11 protein-coding genes and 1 pseudogene are annotated in these 16,660 nt (G+C 60.1%); 9 read left to right on the forward strand and 3 right to left on the reverse strand.

What is annotated here, in order from left to right; translation table 11 throughout:
* Nucleotides 1–198: 198 nt before the first annotated feature.
* From recC to BMH52_RS26735, 6 genes are all read left to right on the forward strand, one after another.
* A complete protein-coding gene (recC, locus tag BMH52_RS26710) occupies nt 199–3,651 on the forward strand; it encodes an exodeoxyribonuclease V subunit gamma (protein ID WP_073845573.1) in 3,453 nt (1,150 codons plus the stop codon).
* A complete protein-coding gene (gene recB, locus BMH52_RS26715) occupies nt 3,648–7,319 on the forward strand; it encodes an exodeoxyribonuclease V subunit beta (protein ID WP_073845575.1) in 3,672 nt (1,223 codons plus the stop codon). The genes recC and recB overlap by 4 nt, the downstream gene beginning before the upstream one ends.
* Nucleotides 7,316–9,385 (forward strand): exodeoxyribonuclease V subunit alpha, encoded by a 2,070-nt coding sequence (gene recD / locus BMH52_RS26720; RefSeq protein ID WP_073845577.1) that lies wholly within the window; start codon nt 7,316–7,318, stop codon nt 9,383–9,385. Before recB ends, recD begins: the two co-directional genes overlap by 4 nt.
* Before the next feature lie 142 nt (nt 9,386–9,527).
* Nucleotides 9,528–10,094 (forward strand): YfiR family protein, encoded by a 567-nt coding sequence (locus BMH52_RS26725; RefSeq protein ID WP_014719921.1) that lies wholly within the window; start codon nt 9,528–9,530, stop codon nt 10,092–10,094.
* Nucleotides 10,091–11,353, forward strand: a complete 1,263-nt coding sequence (locus tag BMH52_RS26730; protein WP_020302524.1) for a diguanylate cyclase domain-containing protein — start codon at nt 10,091–10,093, stop codon at nt 11,351–11,353. The genes BMH52_RS26725 and BMH52_RS26730 overlap by 4 nt, the downstream gene beginning before the upstream one ends.
* Nucleotides 11,354–11,358: 5 nt before the next feature.
* Nucleotides 11,359–11,847: an OmpA family protein gene (locus BMH52_RS26735; RefSeq protein ID WP_014719919.1), complete on the forward strand. Its 489-nt coding sequence runs from the start codon at nt 11,359–11,361 to the stop codon at nt 11,845–11,847.
* A 155-nt stretch (nt 11,848–12,002) separates the two neighbouring features.
* Here the strand turns inward: BMH52_RS26735 and BMH52_RS26740 are convergent.
* Nucleotides 12,003–12,098: pseudogene (locus BMH52_RS26740) on the reverse strand (DUF3077 domain-containing protein); the annotation flags it as partial.
* Nucleotides 12,099–12,246: 148 nt separating this feature from the next.
* Here BMH52_RS26740 and BMH52_RS26745 point away from each other — a divergent pair.
* Genes BMH52_RS26745 through BMH52_RS26755 form a run of 3 tightly spaced genes read left to right on the forward strand, consistent with a single transcriptional unit; the run spans nt 12,247 to nt 15,043 of the window.
* Nucleotides 12,247–13,194, forward strand: coding sequence for a TauD/TfdA family dioxygenase (locus BMH52_RS26745; protein ID WP_072434968.1), 948 nt, complete (start codon nt 12,247–12,249; stop codon nt 13,192–13,194).
* 53 nt (nt 13,195–13,247) lie between these two features.
* Nucleotides 13,248–14,096, forward strand: coding sequence for an EamA family transporter (locus BMH52_RS26750; protein WP_073845579.1), 849 nt, complete (start codon nt 13,248–13,250; stop codon nt 14,094–14,096).
* Entirely contained in the window at nt 14,096–15,043 is a 948-nt protein-coding gene (locus tag BMH52_RS26755; RefSeq protein WP_073845580.1) for a LysR substrate-binding domain-containing protein, read from the forward strand. The genes BMH52_RS26750 and BMH52_RS26755 overlap by 1 nt, the downstream gene beginning before the upstream one ends.
* A 46-nt stretch (nt 15,044–15,089) precedes the next feature.
* Here BMH52_RS26755 and BMH52_RS26760 read toward each other — a convergent pair whose 3' ends face one another.
* Nucleotides 15,090–15,380: a DUF3077 domain-containing protein gene (locus tag BMH52_RS26760; RefSeq protein ID WP_034133670.1), complete on the reverse strand. Its 291-nt coding sequence runs from the start codon at nt 15,378–15,380 to the stop codon at nt 15,090–15,092.
* Nucleotides 15,381–15,710: 330 nt separating this feature from the next.
* The gene (locus BMH52_RS26765) at nt 15,711–16,658 is read right to left on the reverse strand and encodes a LysR family transcriptional regulator (protein ID WP_014719918.1); all 948 of its coding nucleotides are present in this window, start codon (nt 16,656–16,658) and stop codon (nt 15,711–15,713) included.
* Between the last annotated feature and the right edge of the window lie 2 nt (nt 16,659–16,660).

The raw sequence follows: 16,660 nt of genomic DNA on the forward strand, positions 1-16,660 counted from the left end.
GTAGAGGTGTCAACATGTGAGAGTAGGTCATCGTCAAGATTAAATTCCGAAACCCCAATTGCGAAAGCAGTTGGGGTTTTGTTTTGCGCGCTCGAAAAGTGTCCGCCTTGTCCCCGCACGCCTGTCAGGCTGTGCCCGCCCCGTGCGCCACAGTGCTAAAGTCCACCCCTCGATTTTGCTTTTCCCAAGGAAGCCGTTATGCCGGACGCGACGTCCCTCAGCCCTGGATTCATGGTGGTTCACGGCAACCGCCTGGACGAACTGCGCAGCCTGGTGGTCAGTTGGATGCGCCGTTACCCACTGGCGCCTTTGGAAAACGAAATCGCCCTGGTACAAAGTAACGGCATCGCCCAGTGGCTGAAGCTGGCCTTGGCTGAAGATCCGCAAGAAGATGATATGGGCGGCTGTGGCATTGCCGCAGCCATCGACGTACAACTGCCTGGCAGCTTTATGTGGCAGCTCTATCGCATGGTCCTGGGCCGCGACGAAATCCCGCCCAAGTCCCTGCTTGATAAAGCCCCGCTGACCTGGCGCCTCATGCGTCTGTTACCCGAGCTGATCGACCAACCGCACTTCGAACCTCTGCAACGCTTCCTGACGCAAGACACCGACCTGCGCAAACGCTACCAACTCGCCGAGCGCCTGGCTGACCTCTTCGACCAATACCAAGTCTACCGTGCCGACTGGTTGGAAGATTGGGCCGCAGGTCGGCACCAACTGCGCAATGGTCGAGGTGAGTCCAAACCGCTCAACCCAGCCAACTGCTGGCAAGCCGAGCTGTGGCGCGCGCTGCTGCTGGATGTGGGTGAAGCAGGCATGGCCGAAAGTCGGGCCGGCGTACATCAGCGTTTCATCGAGCGCATCAACAGCCTTGAACAAGCACCGCCCGGCTTGCCTCCCCGGGTGATCGTCTTCGGCATCTCATCGCTGCCGGCCCAGGCGCTGGAAGCCTTGGCGGGTCTGGCCCGTTTCAGCCAGGTCCTGCTCTGCGTGCATAACCCCTGCCGCCATCATTGGTCGGACATCGTCGCTGACAAAGACTTGCTGCGTAACGAATACAAACGCCAGGCGCGCAAAGCGGGCATGCCCGTCACTATCGACCCACAAACTTTGCACCAGCACGCCCATCCGCTGCTCGCTGCCTGGGGCAAGCAGGGCCGTGATTACATCAGTCTGCTGGACAGCTACGATGATCCCAACAGCTACCGCGCCGCATTTCGCGACGGTCGTATCGACCTGTTCAGCGACAGCGAACCCACCACGCTGCTCAACCAACTCCAGGACGATATCCTTGAACTGCGCCCGTTGAATGAAACCCGTGAACGGTGGCCCGCTGTCGACTTGCAACGCGATACTTCGATCCGTTTCCATATCGCCCACAGCGCCCAGCGCGAAGTAGAAATCCTCCACGACCAATTACTTCATCGCTTCAGCGCCGACCCCACCTTGCGCCCTCGGGATATCATCGTCATGGTCCCCGACGTCGACAGCTACGCACCGCATATTCGCGCGGTCTTCGGCCAGCTCGAACGCCATGACCCACGCTTTATCCCCTTCACCCTCACAGACCAAGGTCAACGTGGCCGCGACCCGCTGTTGATTGCTGTGGAGCACCTGCTCAAACTCCCCGACAGCCGCTTCCCCGTCAGCGAAATCCTCGATCTGCTCGACGTCCCGGCCCTGCGCGAACGCTTCGCCATCAAAGAGCGTGACCTGCCCACCTTGCATCGCTGGATCGAAGGGGCCGGCATCCGCTGGGGCCTGAATGCCGAGCAACGCGCCGGTTTGGGCCTGCCCGCGGAACTGGAGCAGAACAGCTGGCGATTCGGCCTGCGCCGTATGCTGCTGGGCTATGCCGTCGGCACCGGCACGGCCTGCGACGGTATTGAACCTTATGACGAAATCGGTGGCCTCGATGCGGCCTTGATCGGCCCGCTGGTCGGCTTGCTCGACGCCTTGCACGATGCCCATCAAGCGCTATCGGAACCCGCCGCGCCACAGGCCTGGGGCGAGCGTCTACAACGGTTGATGCAGCTGTTTTTCCTGCCCAGCAGCGAGCACGATGACTACCTGCTGGGCCAGCTCGAACAGCTAAGAGAAACCTGGCTGGAAACCTGCGAATCCGTCGGCTTGCAAGACGAGTTACCCCTTACGGTAGTACGTGAGGCATGGCTTGCCGGATTGGATCAGGGGCGCCTGTCCCAGCGCTTCCTGGCGGGAGCGGTCAATTTCTGTACGCTCATGCCCATGCGTGCGATCCCGTTCAAGCTGGTCTGCCTGCTCGGCATGAACGACGGCGATTACCCGCGGGCCCAGCCACCCCTGGATTTTGACCTGATGGGCAGCGATTACCGCCCCGGCGACCGTTCTCGCCGTGAAGACGACCGCTACTTACTGCTCGAAGCGCTGCTGTCAGCCCGTGACCAGCTGTATATCAGCTGGGTAGGCCGCAGCATCCGTGACAACAGTGATCGCCCGGCCTCGGTACTGATCGGCCAACTGCGCGACCACTTGGCCAGCGGCTGGCAGCACGCCAACAATGATCAGCCGCTGCTCGACGCAATGACCCAAGAGCACCCGCTGCAACCCTTCAGCGCACGCTACTTCCACGAAGGCGATTCGCTGTTCAGCTATGCCCGCGAATGGCAATTGCTGCATCAGGCACCGGCGGTCATCACCCAAGAGCAAGGCTTGACCCCTCACCAACAGGAAGAACCCCTGAGCCTTGGCCAGTTACAGGACTTCCTGCGCAATCCGGTCAAACACTTCTTCAGCCAGCGCCTGAAAGTATTCTTCGAAGCCGCTGAAGTGCCCCTGGCTGATGAAGAACCCTTCGTGCTTGACGCATTGCAACGCTACAGCTTAAGCGACAGCCTGCTGAACGCGGCCCTCACCCAACCCGACCAACTCGATCAGGCGCTCAACGCCCAGGCCCTGCGCCTGCAAGGCAGCGGCCTGCTGCCGATGGTCGGTTTCGGTGAATGCCTGCGTAACGAGTTGATCGAGCCGTTGCCGGACCTGGTGCAACGCTATCAACACCTTCTAGCGCTGTGGCCCACCCCGCATACTGGCGCTGAACCGATCAGCTTTGCGTACCAAGGTATCCAGCTGGAAGGTTGGATCAGCGGTCTGCACCGACGCAGTGATGGCGGACTGTTAAGCGTCACCACCATCCCCAACAGTATTGGCTCGATCAAGACACGCAAGTGGCACCGCCTCATCCGCCCTTGGGTCAATCACGTGGTGGCCTGCGCCTGTGGCCTGCCCTTGAGCACCGGCCTGGTAGCCAGTGACGACACCTTGTTGTTGGCCCCACTGGACAAGGCCGGCGCCGAGGACATCCTCGGTAACCTGCTGTTGGCCTGGCACACGGGAATGAGCGCGCCGCTACCGGTCGCAGTGAAAACCGCGTTCGCCTGGCTCGGCCAGACTGACCCCACCAAGGCCCAAGCGGCAGCGAGCAAAGCCTATGAAGGCGATGGCATCACCACAGACGGCGAACGCCGCGAAACGCCTGCCCTTACGCGGCAATTTCCCGACTACGCGGCCCTGGTCGCCAGTGAAGAGTTCGAAGGCTGGTGCGAAACCCTGTATCGCCCGCTGATCAACGCCCCCTGGCGATCGCTTTCCAGCACGGAGGCTGACGCATGATCGGCAAACCCTTGGCCCTGGCGTTCCCGCTCAAAGGCAGCCAGTTGATTGAAGCCAGTGCCGGCACCGGCAAGACCTTCACCATCTCCGCCTTGTACCTGCGCCTGGTGCTCGGCCACGGCGGTGGTGAGTCCGGTTTCGGCCGCGAACTGCTGCCACCGCAAATCCTCGTGGTGACGTTCACCGACGCCGCCACCAAGGAGCTGCGTGAACGCATCCGCATCCGCCTGGCCGAAGCCGCGCGCTTTTTCCGTGACGAAATCGAGCAGCCTGATGCGCTGATTGCCGACCTGCGTGAGCAATATGAACCGCAGCAATGGCCCGCCTGCGCTAACCGGCTGGACATCGCCGCCCAATGGATGGATGAAGCCGCCGTCTCGACGATCCACAGTTGGTGCCAGCGCATGCTGCGCGAACATGCGTTCGACAGCGGCAGCCTGTTCACCCAGACCCTGGAAACTGACCATAGCGACCTGCTGGGCGAAGTGCTGCGCGACTACTGGCGATTGTTCTGCTACCCAATGCACGACGATGCCCTCAACTGGGTGCGCAACCATTGGGGCGGCCCCGCGGCGCTGATGCCACGGGTGCGTGCGTTGTTCGGCAGCGAGCGGCCCACCGACGAAACCCGCGAGCCAGCCGAACTGATCACCGCCTGCCTGCAAGAACGTCGTGCCGCGCTGGTTGCTCTCAAGGCACCCTGGCAACAATGGGCCGCCGAGCTGCGGGATATCTGCCTGCAAGCCGTGGCCGCCAAGGCGGTCGATGGGCGCAAGATGCAAGCGCGCTACTTCGAGCCCTGGTTCGAAAAGATCAGCGCCTGGGCCGCTGACGAAACCCTGGAACAACTGGACATCGGCACCGGCTTCACCCGCCTGACGCCTGACGGCATGGCCGAAGCGTGGAAAGGCGAGCCGCCGCAGCACCCTGGCATCGAGGCCATGGCCAGCCTCAAAGCCAGCCTCGACGCCTTGCCAACGCCCGACGCGGCGGTGCTGCAACACGCTGCCGGCTGGGTCGGCAAACGCTTCGAGGAAGAGAAACGTCGCCGCGCCGAGATGGGGTTTGACGACATGCTGATCCGCCTCAACGCCGCCCTCCAGGCAGACGGTGGCGAGCGCCTGGCCAGCGTGATCCGCGAGCAATTCCCGGTGGCCCTGATCGATGAATTCCAGGACACCGACCCGGTGCAATACAGCATCTTCGACAGCATCTACCGCATCGAAGAAAACCACCTCGACAGCGGCCTGTTCCTGATCGGCGACCCCAAGCAGGCGATCTACGCCTTTCGCGGCGCCGACATCTACACCTACCTGCGCGCCCGGCAATCCACCACCGGCCGTCATCACACCCTGGGCACCAACTTCCGCTCCAGCCATGCGATGGTCGAGGCGGTGAATCACGTGTTCCAGCGTGCGGAAACCGGTCGTGGTGCGTTCCTGTTCCGTGAGCCCAATGGGGATAACCCGGTGCCGTTTCACCCGGTGCTGTCCCAAGGCCGCAGCGAACACCTGCAGGTCGACGGCCAACCAATGCCGGCCATGAACCTTTGGCACCTGCCCACCGACCAGCCGATTTCCAACGTGGTTTACCGTCAACACCTGGCCGCCGCCTGCGCCACGCAAATCGTTGCGCTGCTCAACGGTGGGCAGCAAGGCACGGCGGGCTTTGTAATAGAGGGTAACCTCAAGGGCGTGTTGCCGTCAGACATCGCCATCCTCGTGCGCGATGGCAAGGAAGCCCAGGCCGTGCGTGCCGAACTGGCCCGCCGTGGCGTGCGCAGTGTGTACCTGTCGGATAAAGACTCGGTGTTTGCCGCCCAGGAAGCCCATGACCTGTTGGCCTGGTTGAAGGCTTGCGCCGAACCCGATGTCGAACGCCCGCTGCGTGCCGCCCTGGCCTGCGTCACCCTGAACCTGTCCCTATCGGAGCTGGAGCGTCTGAATCAGGACGAACTGGCGTGGGAATCACGGGTGATGCAGTTCCGTGGCTACCGTGCCATCTGGCGTACCCAAGGCGTGTTGCCGATGCTGCGTCGCCTGCTCCACGACTTCAAGCTGCCGCAAACCCTCATCGCCCGCAGTGATGGCGAGCGGGTGCTGACCAACCTGTTGCACCTCAGTGAATTGTTGCAACAGGCCGCCTCGGAACTGGATGGCGAGCAGGCGTTGATCCGTCATTTGGCCGAGCATCTGGCGCTGTCGGGACAGGCCGGTGAAGAGCAGATCCTGCGCCTGGAAAGCGACGAGCAACTGGTCAAAGTGGTGACCATCCACAAATCCAAGGGCCTGGAATACGACCTGGTGTTCTTGCCGTTCATCTGTTCGGCCAAGCCTGTGGACGGCAGTCGCTTGCCGCTGCATTACCACGATGGACAGGGCAAGTCCCACGTCAGCCTGCGACCCACGGCCGAGCTGATCGCCCAAGCCGACGATGAGCGCCTGGCCGAAGACCTGCGTTTGTTCTATGTGGCCTTGACCCGCGCCAAACACGCCTGCTGGCTAGGCATCGCCGACCTCAAGCGCGGCAATAACAGCAGCTCGGTCTTGCACCTGTCGGCGTTGGGCTATTTGCTTGGTGCTGGCGCGTCGTTAGGCGAATCAGCGGGTCTGGCGCGCTGGTTGCTGGACTTGCAGCAAGGCTGCGCGGCCATCGGTTATGACCATGTGCCGGACGCCCAAGACATCCTGTTCCACCCGCCGCGCAATCAAGCGACCCTGCTCGCACCATTGCTGCCTGAACGTAAGGCCACGGAAAACTGGTGGATTGCTTCCTACAGTGCCTTGCGCATTGGCGACAGCATGAGCGCCGCCAGTCTTGAAGCACCGGAAAGCCCCCAGGCCCAGAAACTGTTCGATGACGAACGCCTCGACCCCGATGCGCCACGGGAAGTGGTGGCGTCCGGCGGTGATATTCATCGTTTCCCACGCGGTCCTAATCCAGGCACCTTCCTCCACGGCTTGTTGGAGTGGGCCGGTGAAGAGGGTTTCAACGTGACGCCCGAGGCCATCGAAAAAGCCGTGGGCGCACGTTGTAACCGCCGCAACTGGGAAGGCTGGATCGTCACCCTCAGCGGCTGGCTGGGTCATCTGTTGCAAACGCCGTTGCCGCTGTACAACGACCACGTGACCTTAAGCGGCCTTCAGCAGTACCAGATCGAAATGGAGTTCTGGTTCGCCAGTCACACAGTCGATGTGCTGGCCCTCGACAAACTGGTGTGCCAGCACACCCACGGCGGTGTTTCCCGTGTGGCCGCTGAGCCGGTGCTGCTCAACGGCATGTTCAAGGGGTTTATCGACCTGACGTTCGAACACGATGGCCGCTACTACGTGGCGGACTACAAATCCAATTGGCTCGGCCCCGACGATTCGGCCTACACCCAGCAAGCCATGGAGCACTCGATTCTTGAGCATCGGTACGACCTGCAATACGTACTTTACCTGCTGGCCCTGCACCGCCAGCTCAAGGCGCGCCTGCCTGATTATGACTACGACCAGCACGTCGGCGGCGCCCTGTACCTGTTTCTGCGTGGCACCCAGTCGGTGAGCCAGGGGGCGTATTTTACCCGGCCGCCCCGCGAGCTGATCGAAAGTCTGGATCTGCTGTTCCAGGGCAAGCCTATCCCGCCCAAGGTCGAGCCCGTCTGGGAACAAGGAGTGTTGCTATGAGCCTGTCGCCGTTACCGCTAGAGGAGCTGGCACCGCTGAGTCGCGCCACCGACCTGGTGCAGTTGCTTGAGCGTTGGGTCGAGCGTGGCTGGTTGCGGGCCCTGGACAAAGCCTTCGTCGGCTTCCTGCATGAGCTTGACGCCCAGGCCGACCCCTTGGTCTTGTTGGCGGCCGCCTTGACCAGCCATCAACTGGGCCATGGTCACGTCTGCCTTGACCTGTTCGAAACCCTCAAGGCGCCGGACTTCGCCCTGTCATTGCCGCCCGAAGGCGACCTGCACGCTGGCGCCATGCTGCTGCCGTCGCAATTGCTGCACGACCTGGACGGTGCCCATTGGTGCCATGCCCTGGCGTGCAGCCCATTGGTAGCGCTGGCGGTCGATGGCAGCGACGCGGCCCAGAGTCGTCCGTTGGTGTTGTCTGGCAAGCGCCTGTACCTGCGCCGCTACTGGACCTACGAGCGACGTATCGACCGCGCCCTGCGCCTGCGCCTTGCGAACGTGGAGCCCGCAGCTGCCGATTTGCCACAACGCCTCAACCGCCTGTTCGACCAACCGGCGCCCGACGGTGTAATTGACTGGCAAAAGCTTGCCTGTGCCCTGGCAACCCGCGGCGCCTTCAGTATCGTCACCGGCGGCCCCGGCACCGGCAAGACCACCACCGTGGTGCGCCTGCTCGCGTTGTTGCAGGCACCCGCTGTGGAGTCCGGCAGCCCGTTGCGTATTCGCCTGGCTGCGCCCACCGGTAAAGCCGCTGCGCGGCTGACCGAATCCATCAGCCAGCAAGTGCTGTCACTGACAGTGCCCGACGACGTGCGGGAAAAAATCCCGACCCAGGTCACCACGGTTCATCGCCTGTTGGGCAGCCGTCCGGGCACCCGCCACTTCCGGCATCACTTGGGTAATCCATTGCCGCTGGACGTGCTGGTGGTGGATGAAGCCTCGATGATTGACCTGGAAATGATGGCCAACCTGCTCGATGCCTTGCCGCCCCATGCGCGTCTGGTATTGCTGGGCGACAAGGACCAGTTGGCGTCGGTGGAGGCCGGTGCGGTACTCGGCGATTTGTGCCGTGACGCCGAAGCCGGCTGGTACAGCCCGCAGACTCTGCAATGGCTGCAAGCGGTCAGCGGCGAAGACCTCAGTGCCAGCGGCCTGCAAGAAGACCTCGATGCCCGTCATCCCCTGGCCCAGCAGGTGGTGATGCTGCGCTATTCGCGTCGTTTCGGCGAAGGCAGCGGCATCGGCCAACTGGCGCGCTGGGTCAACCAGCAGAATGCCGAAGAGGCTCGTCAGTTGCTGGCCGCGCGCCGTCATGACGACCTGTTTTGCCTAAGCCTCAAGGGCGAGCATGACCACGCCCTTGAGCGCTTGGTGCTGGACGGGCAGGGCGACGGCGCCCAGGGTTATCGCTACTACCTGAACCTGTTGCAATCGGCACGTCCACCTCTGGATACGCCGCGCGATGACCCGGCCTGGACCTATTGGGCGCAACAATTGTTGCAAGCCTTTGATGCGTTCCAATTGCTCTGTGCCGTGCGCAAAGGGCCCTGGGGGGTTGAAGGGCTGAACCAGCGCATCACCGCGGCCCTGCGCAAAGTCCGCCTGATCGAAGGCGACGAGCAGTGGTACGAGGGCCGTCCGGTCTTGATGACCCGTAACGACTATGGCTTGGGCCTGATGAACGGGGACATCGGCATCGCGCTGAAACTGCCCGAAAGCGATGGCGGCCCCCACGTGCTACGCGTGGCCTTCCCACGTAACGATGGCCAGGGTGGCGTACGTTTCGTGCTGCCCAGCCGCTTGAATGATGTCGAAACCGTGTATGCGATGACCGTACACAAATCCCAGGGCTCGGAGTTCATCCATACGGCGCTGATCCTGCCGGATGCTTTGAACCCGGTGCTGACCAAAGAATTGATCTATACCGGTATTACCCGCGCCAAGCGCTGGTTCAGCTTGATCGAGCCCCGGGGTGGCGTGTTTGAAGAGGCGGTACGGCGCAAGGTCAAGCGTTTGAGCGGGTTGATGCTGGAGTTGGACGCCGCACCGGAAAAAACTGACTGATAGGTCATGAAATATTTCTGATTCAGATGTCTGATTTTTCTGAAAAAATAGTAGGCCCCGTGCCAGCCGTGCTGCGCGGGGGTTCCCGCCGCTGTGCTATCGTTGCGGCATCACCCTGGAAAATACCTGAGAGAAGTGCTGCATGAACGTGGCTGTCTCGCCCACAGAGCGCAGTTTGAGCTGGAGACGCATGTTGCGGGTGGCGGTTCTGTGCCTGCTCGCGCCGCAGGTATGGGCGCAGACGCCCAGCCTCGCCGAGCAGCGCGCCCAGGCGGTCACCCAGGTCGTGCTGGGTATTCTCAGCTACGCGCGGTGGCCGGTGGAGCCTGCGCAATTGCGGCTGTGCATTGTCGGGCCGACTCAGTACACCGATGACCTGGTCAAAGGCACTACCCAGGCCACCGGTCGTCCGGTGCGGGTGCGGCGCCTGCTGGTCGATCATCCGGATATCGTCAATGCCTGCGACGCCATCTACATCGGCAAAATCACGCCTGACGAACGCAACCGCCTGTTTACTTCGTTGATTGGCCACCCTGTGCTCAGCATCAGCGAAGGGGGCGACCAATGCACGGTGGGCAGCCTGTTCTGCCTGCGGGTCAGCGATGAGCAGGTGTCATTCGAGGTCAATCTGGATTCCGTCGCCCGCAGCGGCGTGCGTATCCATCCCAGTGTGTTGCAGTTGTCTCGCCGTCGAGCGCCTGGCTCATGAGCCGCGATAAAGTGCGGCCGACCCTGCGTTCGGTGATTGCCCGCGGGCATATGATCTTGGCGCTGGTAGCGGTGACCCTGGCCAGTGTTTCCCTGACCCTGCTCGGCGTGCTGGCCCTGCGGGTTTACGCCGAGCACAACCTGCACCTGATCGCCCGCTCCATCAACTACACCGTGGAAGCGGCCGTGGTGTTCAACGATAGCGCGGCGGCCACCGAAGCCCTGAGCCTGATTGCCTCCACCGAAGAAGTGGCCCAGGCAGAAGTATTTGATATCAACGGCAAGCTGCTGGCGCGCTGGGTTCGCCCGGAAACCGGCATGTTGTCACGGGTCGAGCTGCAAATAGCGCACGCCCTGCTCGAACAGCCCATCAGCCAGCCGATTCTGCGCCAGGGGCAAACTGTCGGCAGCATCCACCTGGTCGGCCACGGTGGCAGCCTGTTGCGCTTTTTGCTCAGCGGTCTGGTCGGGATTTTGATCTGCACAGCGCTCAGCGCCTGGGTGGCATTGCACCTGTCGCGGCGTCTATTGAATGGCATCACCGTGCCATTGCAACGCTTGGCCGCCGTCGCCCACGCCGCCCGCAGCGAACGAGACTTCGACCGCCGCGTACCCTCGGCGCAGATCGCCGAGCTCGACAGCCTGGGCAGCGACTTCAATGCCCTGCTCGGTGAGATGGAGGCTTGGCAAAGCCACCTGCAAAGCGAAAACGAAACCCTGGCCCACCAGGCCAGCCACGACAGCCTCACCGGCCTGCCCAACCGCGCGTTCTTCGAAGGCCGGCTGATCCGCGCCTTGCGCAGCGCCGCCAAGGTCAACGAGCGGGTGGCGGTGTTGTTCCTCGACAGCGACCGCTTCAAAGACATCAACGACAGCTTCGGTCACGCCGCTGGCGATGCCGTGCTGGTGGCCGTTGCCGACCGCGTGCGGGCGCAACTGCGCGAGGACGACCTGGTGGCGCGCCTGGGCGGTGATGAATTCGCGGTATTACTGGCGCCCCTGCACAAGGCCGAAGACGCCCATCGCATCGCCGACAAAATCATTGCCAGCATGGACATGCCGATCCCCCTGCCAGGTGATACCCAGGTGTTGACCTCCCTCAGCATCGGTATTGCCATTTATCCCGAGCATGGCGCCACTCCCGGCACCTTGCTCAACGCCGCCGACGCGGCGATGTACCAGGCCAAACGATTGTCCTCGGGCGGCCAGCAAACGGCGGAGTCGGAGCATCCCGTCGTCAACGTTCAACACAGGAGTTGATTCCCTTGTTCGCTAACACACGCATTTTATTTGTTTCTTTACTCGTCGCTTTCCTGGCCCTCAGCGGCTGCCAGACGCCACCCAAAGGCCTGACCCCGGCGCAAGTCGCCGTGCTCAAACAACAAGGCTTCGAGCTGACCGATGAAGGCTGGGCCTTCGGCCTGTCCGGCAAAGTGCTGTTTGGCAGTGACGTCGAAACCCTCAACAAACCCAGCACCGACATCGTCGAACGCATCGGCCAGGCCCTGGTAGGCGCGGGTATCGAGCGTGTGCGTGTCGACGGCCACACCGACGCCTCCGGCAAAGAACCCTACAACGTGGCCCTGTCCCTGCGCCGCGCCAAAAGCGTGGGCAAGGTGCTGACCCGCGTGGGCATGAAAGAAGAAAACATCCAACTGCGCGGCCTGGGCAGCAGCGAGCCGGTGGCGCCGAATACGACCACAGCAGGCCGCACCGAGAATCGCCGGGTGTCAATTGTAGTAATCGCGGACTAAGGCAATTCGCCCGCCTCAACCCGAAACGCAATCTATTGTGGGAGGAGGCCCCCGATAGCCGTGTGTCAGCCAATACAACTGGTGACTGACACACCTATATCGGGAGCAAGCCCCCTCCCACATTTGTTCTGCGGTGTGCTCGCGAGATTGTTCGCTCAACGGCTCGGTGTCATCGCCTGCGGCAAGTCATCCACCACGGCTTTGCCCCTCTCATACAGATAATGCGCGGCCCATGCGTATTGGTCGCCGCGAAAACCTACCAACGACCATTAGGAGTTTTCTCTGTAGGAAAAACCTGTCATGACGAATTTTAATGGCTGGGCTGATGAAGTTTCGCTTTTTCGCAAATGGTGGGCTTAGTTAAATGGACGCTATGAGTAACTACCGTACAGGATTGCGATGAATATAAATGTCAGTCATTTTCGCCAGGGAGTATCTAAAGTCAGGCTTTCAAAAGATGCATTTGCTGAGCTATTGACGGTAAGGGAGTTATTCGAGACTGTAAGTCAAGGTGTTAGATTCGATACCAAGGTCGCTTACATTAATCCTTTACAGTCAAGCGTGCTGAGAGAGGAGCTGAATAGAATACGAAATATGATCGATCATGAAAGTCATGTCTTGATTCTCGATGGCTTTAAGGTGGATAAACTTTCAACGTTCAAATCTCTGGTGTGGACATTCAGTTCCTTACTCGGTGTCCCAATGGTACAGAATCATCTTGGTCATAAAGTGATTGAGGTTTATGACCGAGGTGGCAAAAGCATTGAGGCAGGTGCGAGATACCATCAGACCCGTCAAGGCGCCTATATACATAACGGTGGTGTGAGCGACCCGCTGCCTATCGATTACTTGATCCTGGCCTGTGGACAGAAAGCACTTTTAGGAGGTGAGAGCATTCTCATCGATGCAAGCGCGGTATACGCGGAGTTGATGGCGTTCCCAGACGTATTGGAAGAGCTCAAATGCGACTTCTTTTTTGAGAATCGCGGCATGTCAGAGGATGAGCAACTGTTTAAAGCCCCCATCCTCTACTTTTCCAGTGAAGGTATTCCACTGATCAGATACTTTCGAGTCTACATTGAGTCAGCTCACCTTAAGGCAGGAGTGCCTTTAACAGCAGCTCAAACCCAGGCACTGGACTTTCTGGATACTGTTCTCGATCAGTCATCGGTTCAGCATCGAGTACTGCTGGAGCCAGGGCAAGTGCTTATTTCAGCCGATAACAAGTTTCTGCATACGCGTACGAACTTCATTGATATGAACGCTCCTCGTTCCGAGATCAATGATGCTGAGCCTTTGAGTGATCTGAATCGTTATATGCTACGGCTGTGGTTACGCAAACAATGATGCTTCGGTATTCATAACGTAAGTCCTCCCATATCCGCCATAAGCCGAGCCCCATGGACACCTCCGATATTGCGATCACGTTGGTCTTGGTCTCTGCCTTTATGCACGCCACTTGGAATGCCGTAGTTCGCGCCGGTAGCAGTCGCTTCATGACCTTGGCCATGGTCGACGGCACCGCGCTAGTGATATGCCTGCTGGCGTTGCCGTTTGTCAGTGTGCCTAGCCTGGAGGTATGGGGCTATATACTCGTCTCTGTGGTGCTCAATACGGTGTACCGGCTATTTTTGATTAAAGCGTACGAAACGGGTGACTTCGGTCAGGTTTACCCGGTGATGCGTGGGGTGCCGCCCGTATTGGTCGTGCTGTTTTCTTACTTTCTGCTGCATGAACAGTTGTCCTCCCAGGCGTTGATGGGAGTGTTGCTGATTTGTGTGGGGATTATCAGCTTGACCTTTGTGCGCAGGATGACGGCGCAGATATTCAAGCCGATCCTGATGGCGGTGTGCGCCGGTGCGTTTATTGCGTCTTACACGGTGGTGGATGCTAAAGGTGTAAGAGCCAGTGAGACGGTGCTGCAGTACATTATTTACCTGACAGTATTCCAAAGTATCCCGATCCCGATGCTGGCGTTTTCCAAAGAGCGTTCAACCTTGGCTCGTGCGATACGTGGGCACTGGCGAGTTGGGCTATTAGGCGGTGTTTTTTACCTGGCGTCTTACGGATTGGTGTTGTTTGCCTTGTCGCTGGACGCGGTGGCCAAGGTCTCAGCTCTGCGGGAAACCAGTGTTATTATCGGCGCCATTATTGCCGCGCTGTTCTTTCATGAACGGTTCGGTTGGCGACGGATGCTTTCGGCGTTCGTCATTGTTTGCGGGATCATCTTGATCAAAGTGAGCACCTGATGGCCCAGCGTCCGCCACCCACTCCTATGCTTCAAGCGTTCGTCAGCGCTGCGCAAGCCGGTAGCTTTGCGCGTGCAGCGTCTGAGCTTAACCTCACCGCCAGTGCCATTAGCCATCAAATTGCGGGCTTGGAGGAGTGGTGGGGCGTGTCGTTGTTTGAGCGGCACTCGCGAGGCGTCAAACTGACGGTGGCAGGGCAGGCTTTGTTGCCGGTTACCGATGGTTTCTTCAAATCGCTGGATGGGGTGCTGCATTCACTCAACCCCGGTAAATCCCAACCGCTGTACCTCTCATGCACGTCTTCTCTCTGTTCGACATGGCTGATCCCCAGGATGCACGGTTCTCACACTGAGGCCTCATTCAATCTAGATCTGGTGTTGACCAGCGCCGACATGAACCGCGCCAACCTGGAGGCTCATCAATATGATGTCGCGGTGGTGATGGGGTACGGCGACTACCCGGATCATCATGTCGAATTACTGATGCGCGATGCGGTGTTCCCCGTTTGTTCGCCGGAGTTTCTGCGGTTGAAGGGTGATATCGCGCTGGAGGATGTCGCCCGCAATCCGCTGATTCATCGGGTGGACGATCAGGTGTGTCCGGGATGGGAAAGTTGGTTTGCGTTTCAGGGGCTGGCGGCGCCGCCTTATCACCATGGGCCGAGATTTCCGGATTCGAGCTTGGCGATCAGCCTGGCGGTGAAGGGCGGAGGGATTGCGCTGGGCAGGACTGCGTTGGTGTATGACCAACTGGAAGACGGTGCGTTAGTTGCGTTGAATAGCCCTGTGATGATGTCCCCTGCGGCCTACTACATCATTTGTCGAAACGGGCGTCAGTCGGAGCCGGATATTGCTCGGCTGATTGAATGGCTCAAGAACAGCGCGGGTGAGTTTCTGCGCGAAGTTCAGGCTCGGTATCCGCAAATTGCCGGGGCTGGCGCGGTTTAAATGTGGGAAGGAGCAAGGTCTCCTCCCGCATTCAAACGGTATTCGCTTAACGGCCCGGCGTCATCGCCTGCGTTAAGTCATCCACCACGGCCTTGCCCATCTCACACAGATAATGCGCAGCCCATGCATATTGCTCACCGCGCACATCCATGGCGGCTTCCATCGCGAGTTTCTTGGAGTAAAAAAGTAGGGTGGAGGCGTGTTCCAATGCTTCCTCAATCGGCATGCCGGAATTAACGCGGAACAGTGGTTTTTGGTTTTCGCCGTAGTCGCCGAAGGTGACTACGCCGAGGGTGATGATGGAGGAAAGCGGTGGATCGGGAACGATCTTGGACATGGTTTTTCCTTAGGTTAATAAGTAGAAACCGCCACGGCATGTCGCTAAACATGGAAAGGTGGCAGCTGTGCGCGGGTTAGCGAACCGGTAACCTAGGAACCCGGTAGACCCGAAGGTCTCCCGCGCACAGCCGCCATAACACGATAAGGCGAGCAAAATGGCTAGCCAGGGTGATTTAGGGCGTTGAACCTACGTTTCTCGGGTCGCTAAACCCAGCCGCTGTTTTGCAGCGACCCGAGGAGGCTAGACACTCAAATCCTATGGCGCAATAGGCCAGGGATTCTCTAGGAAACGTCCTGCAATTTAAAGCGAATCGTCGTTGATGGCGCTTTAATCCGCAAACCTGATCTCCCGCGTCTCCCCCATCAACAACCCCTGATTCTGCTCCGTCACTTCCCGGATGTAATCCCACAACAACGTAATCCGCTTCAACTTCCTCAAATCCTCCCGGCAATACATCCAGAACTGTCGCGTAATCGCGATCTGCTCCCCCAGCACCGGCAACAACCGCGGGTCCTGCGCTGCCAGAAAGCACGGCAATATCGCCATCGACCGGCCTTGCTGCGCCGCCACGTACTGCGCGATCACGCTGGTGCTGCGCAAACTCGCGCTGGCGCCGGGCACGACGTTGGCCAGGTACAGCAGCTCCGAGCTGAACGCCAGGTCATCCACGTAGCTGATAAATGGATGCTCGGCCAAGTCCGCAGGTGTGCGAATCGGCGGGTGTTGGTCGAGGTAGTCCTGGGTGGCGTACAGCTGCAGTTTGTAGTCGCACAGTTTGCAGCACACATACGGTCCGTGTTCCGGGCGTTCCAGGGCGATGACGATGTCGGCTTCGCGCTTGGACAGGCTGATGAAGTGGGGCAGGGGCAGGATGTCCACCGAGATCGCGGGATAAGTGTCGACGAAATGGCTCAGTTGCGGGGTGACGAAAAAGCTGCCGAAGCCTTCGGTGCAACCCATGCGCACATGGCCGGACAGTGCCACACCGGACCCGGACACCTGTTCGCAGGCCATGTGCAGTGTGCTTTCGATGGATTCGGCATAACCCAGCAACCGCTGGCCTTCGCTGGTGAGCACGAAGCCGTTGGTCCGGGATTTTTCGAACAGCAGCGTGCCGAGGGACACTTCCAGTGAACTGATGCGTCGCGACACGGTGGTGTAGTCCACCGCCAGGCGCTTGGCGGCCACGCTGGCCTTGCGGGTGCGCGCCACTTCGAGGAAAAACTTCAGGTCATCCCAGTTCAGGGCGCCCAGGGAGGTGATGTTTTTTTGCATAT

Origin of the sequence: Pseudomonas sp. BTN1, assembly GCF_001907715.1 — a bacterium.
Classification (GTDB): domain Bacteria; phylum Pseudomonadota; class Gammaproteobacteria; order Pseudomonadales; family Pseudomonadaceae; genus Aquipseudomonas; species Aquipseudomonas paracarnis.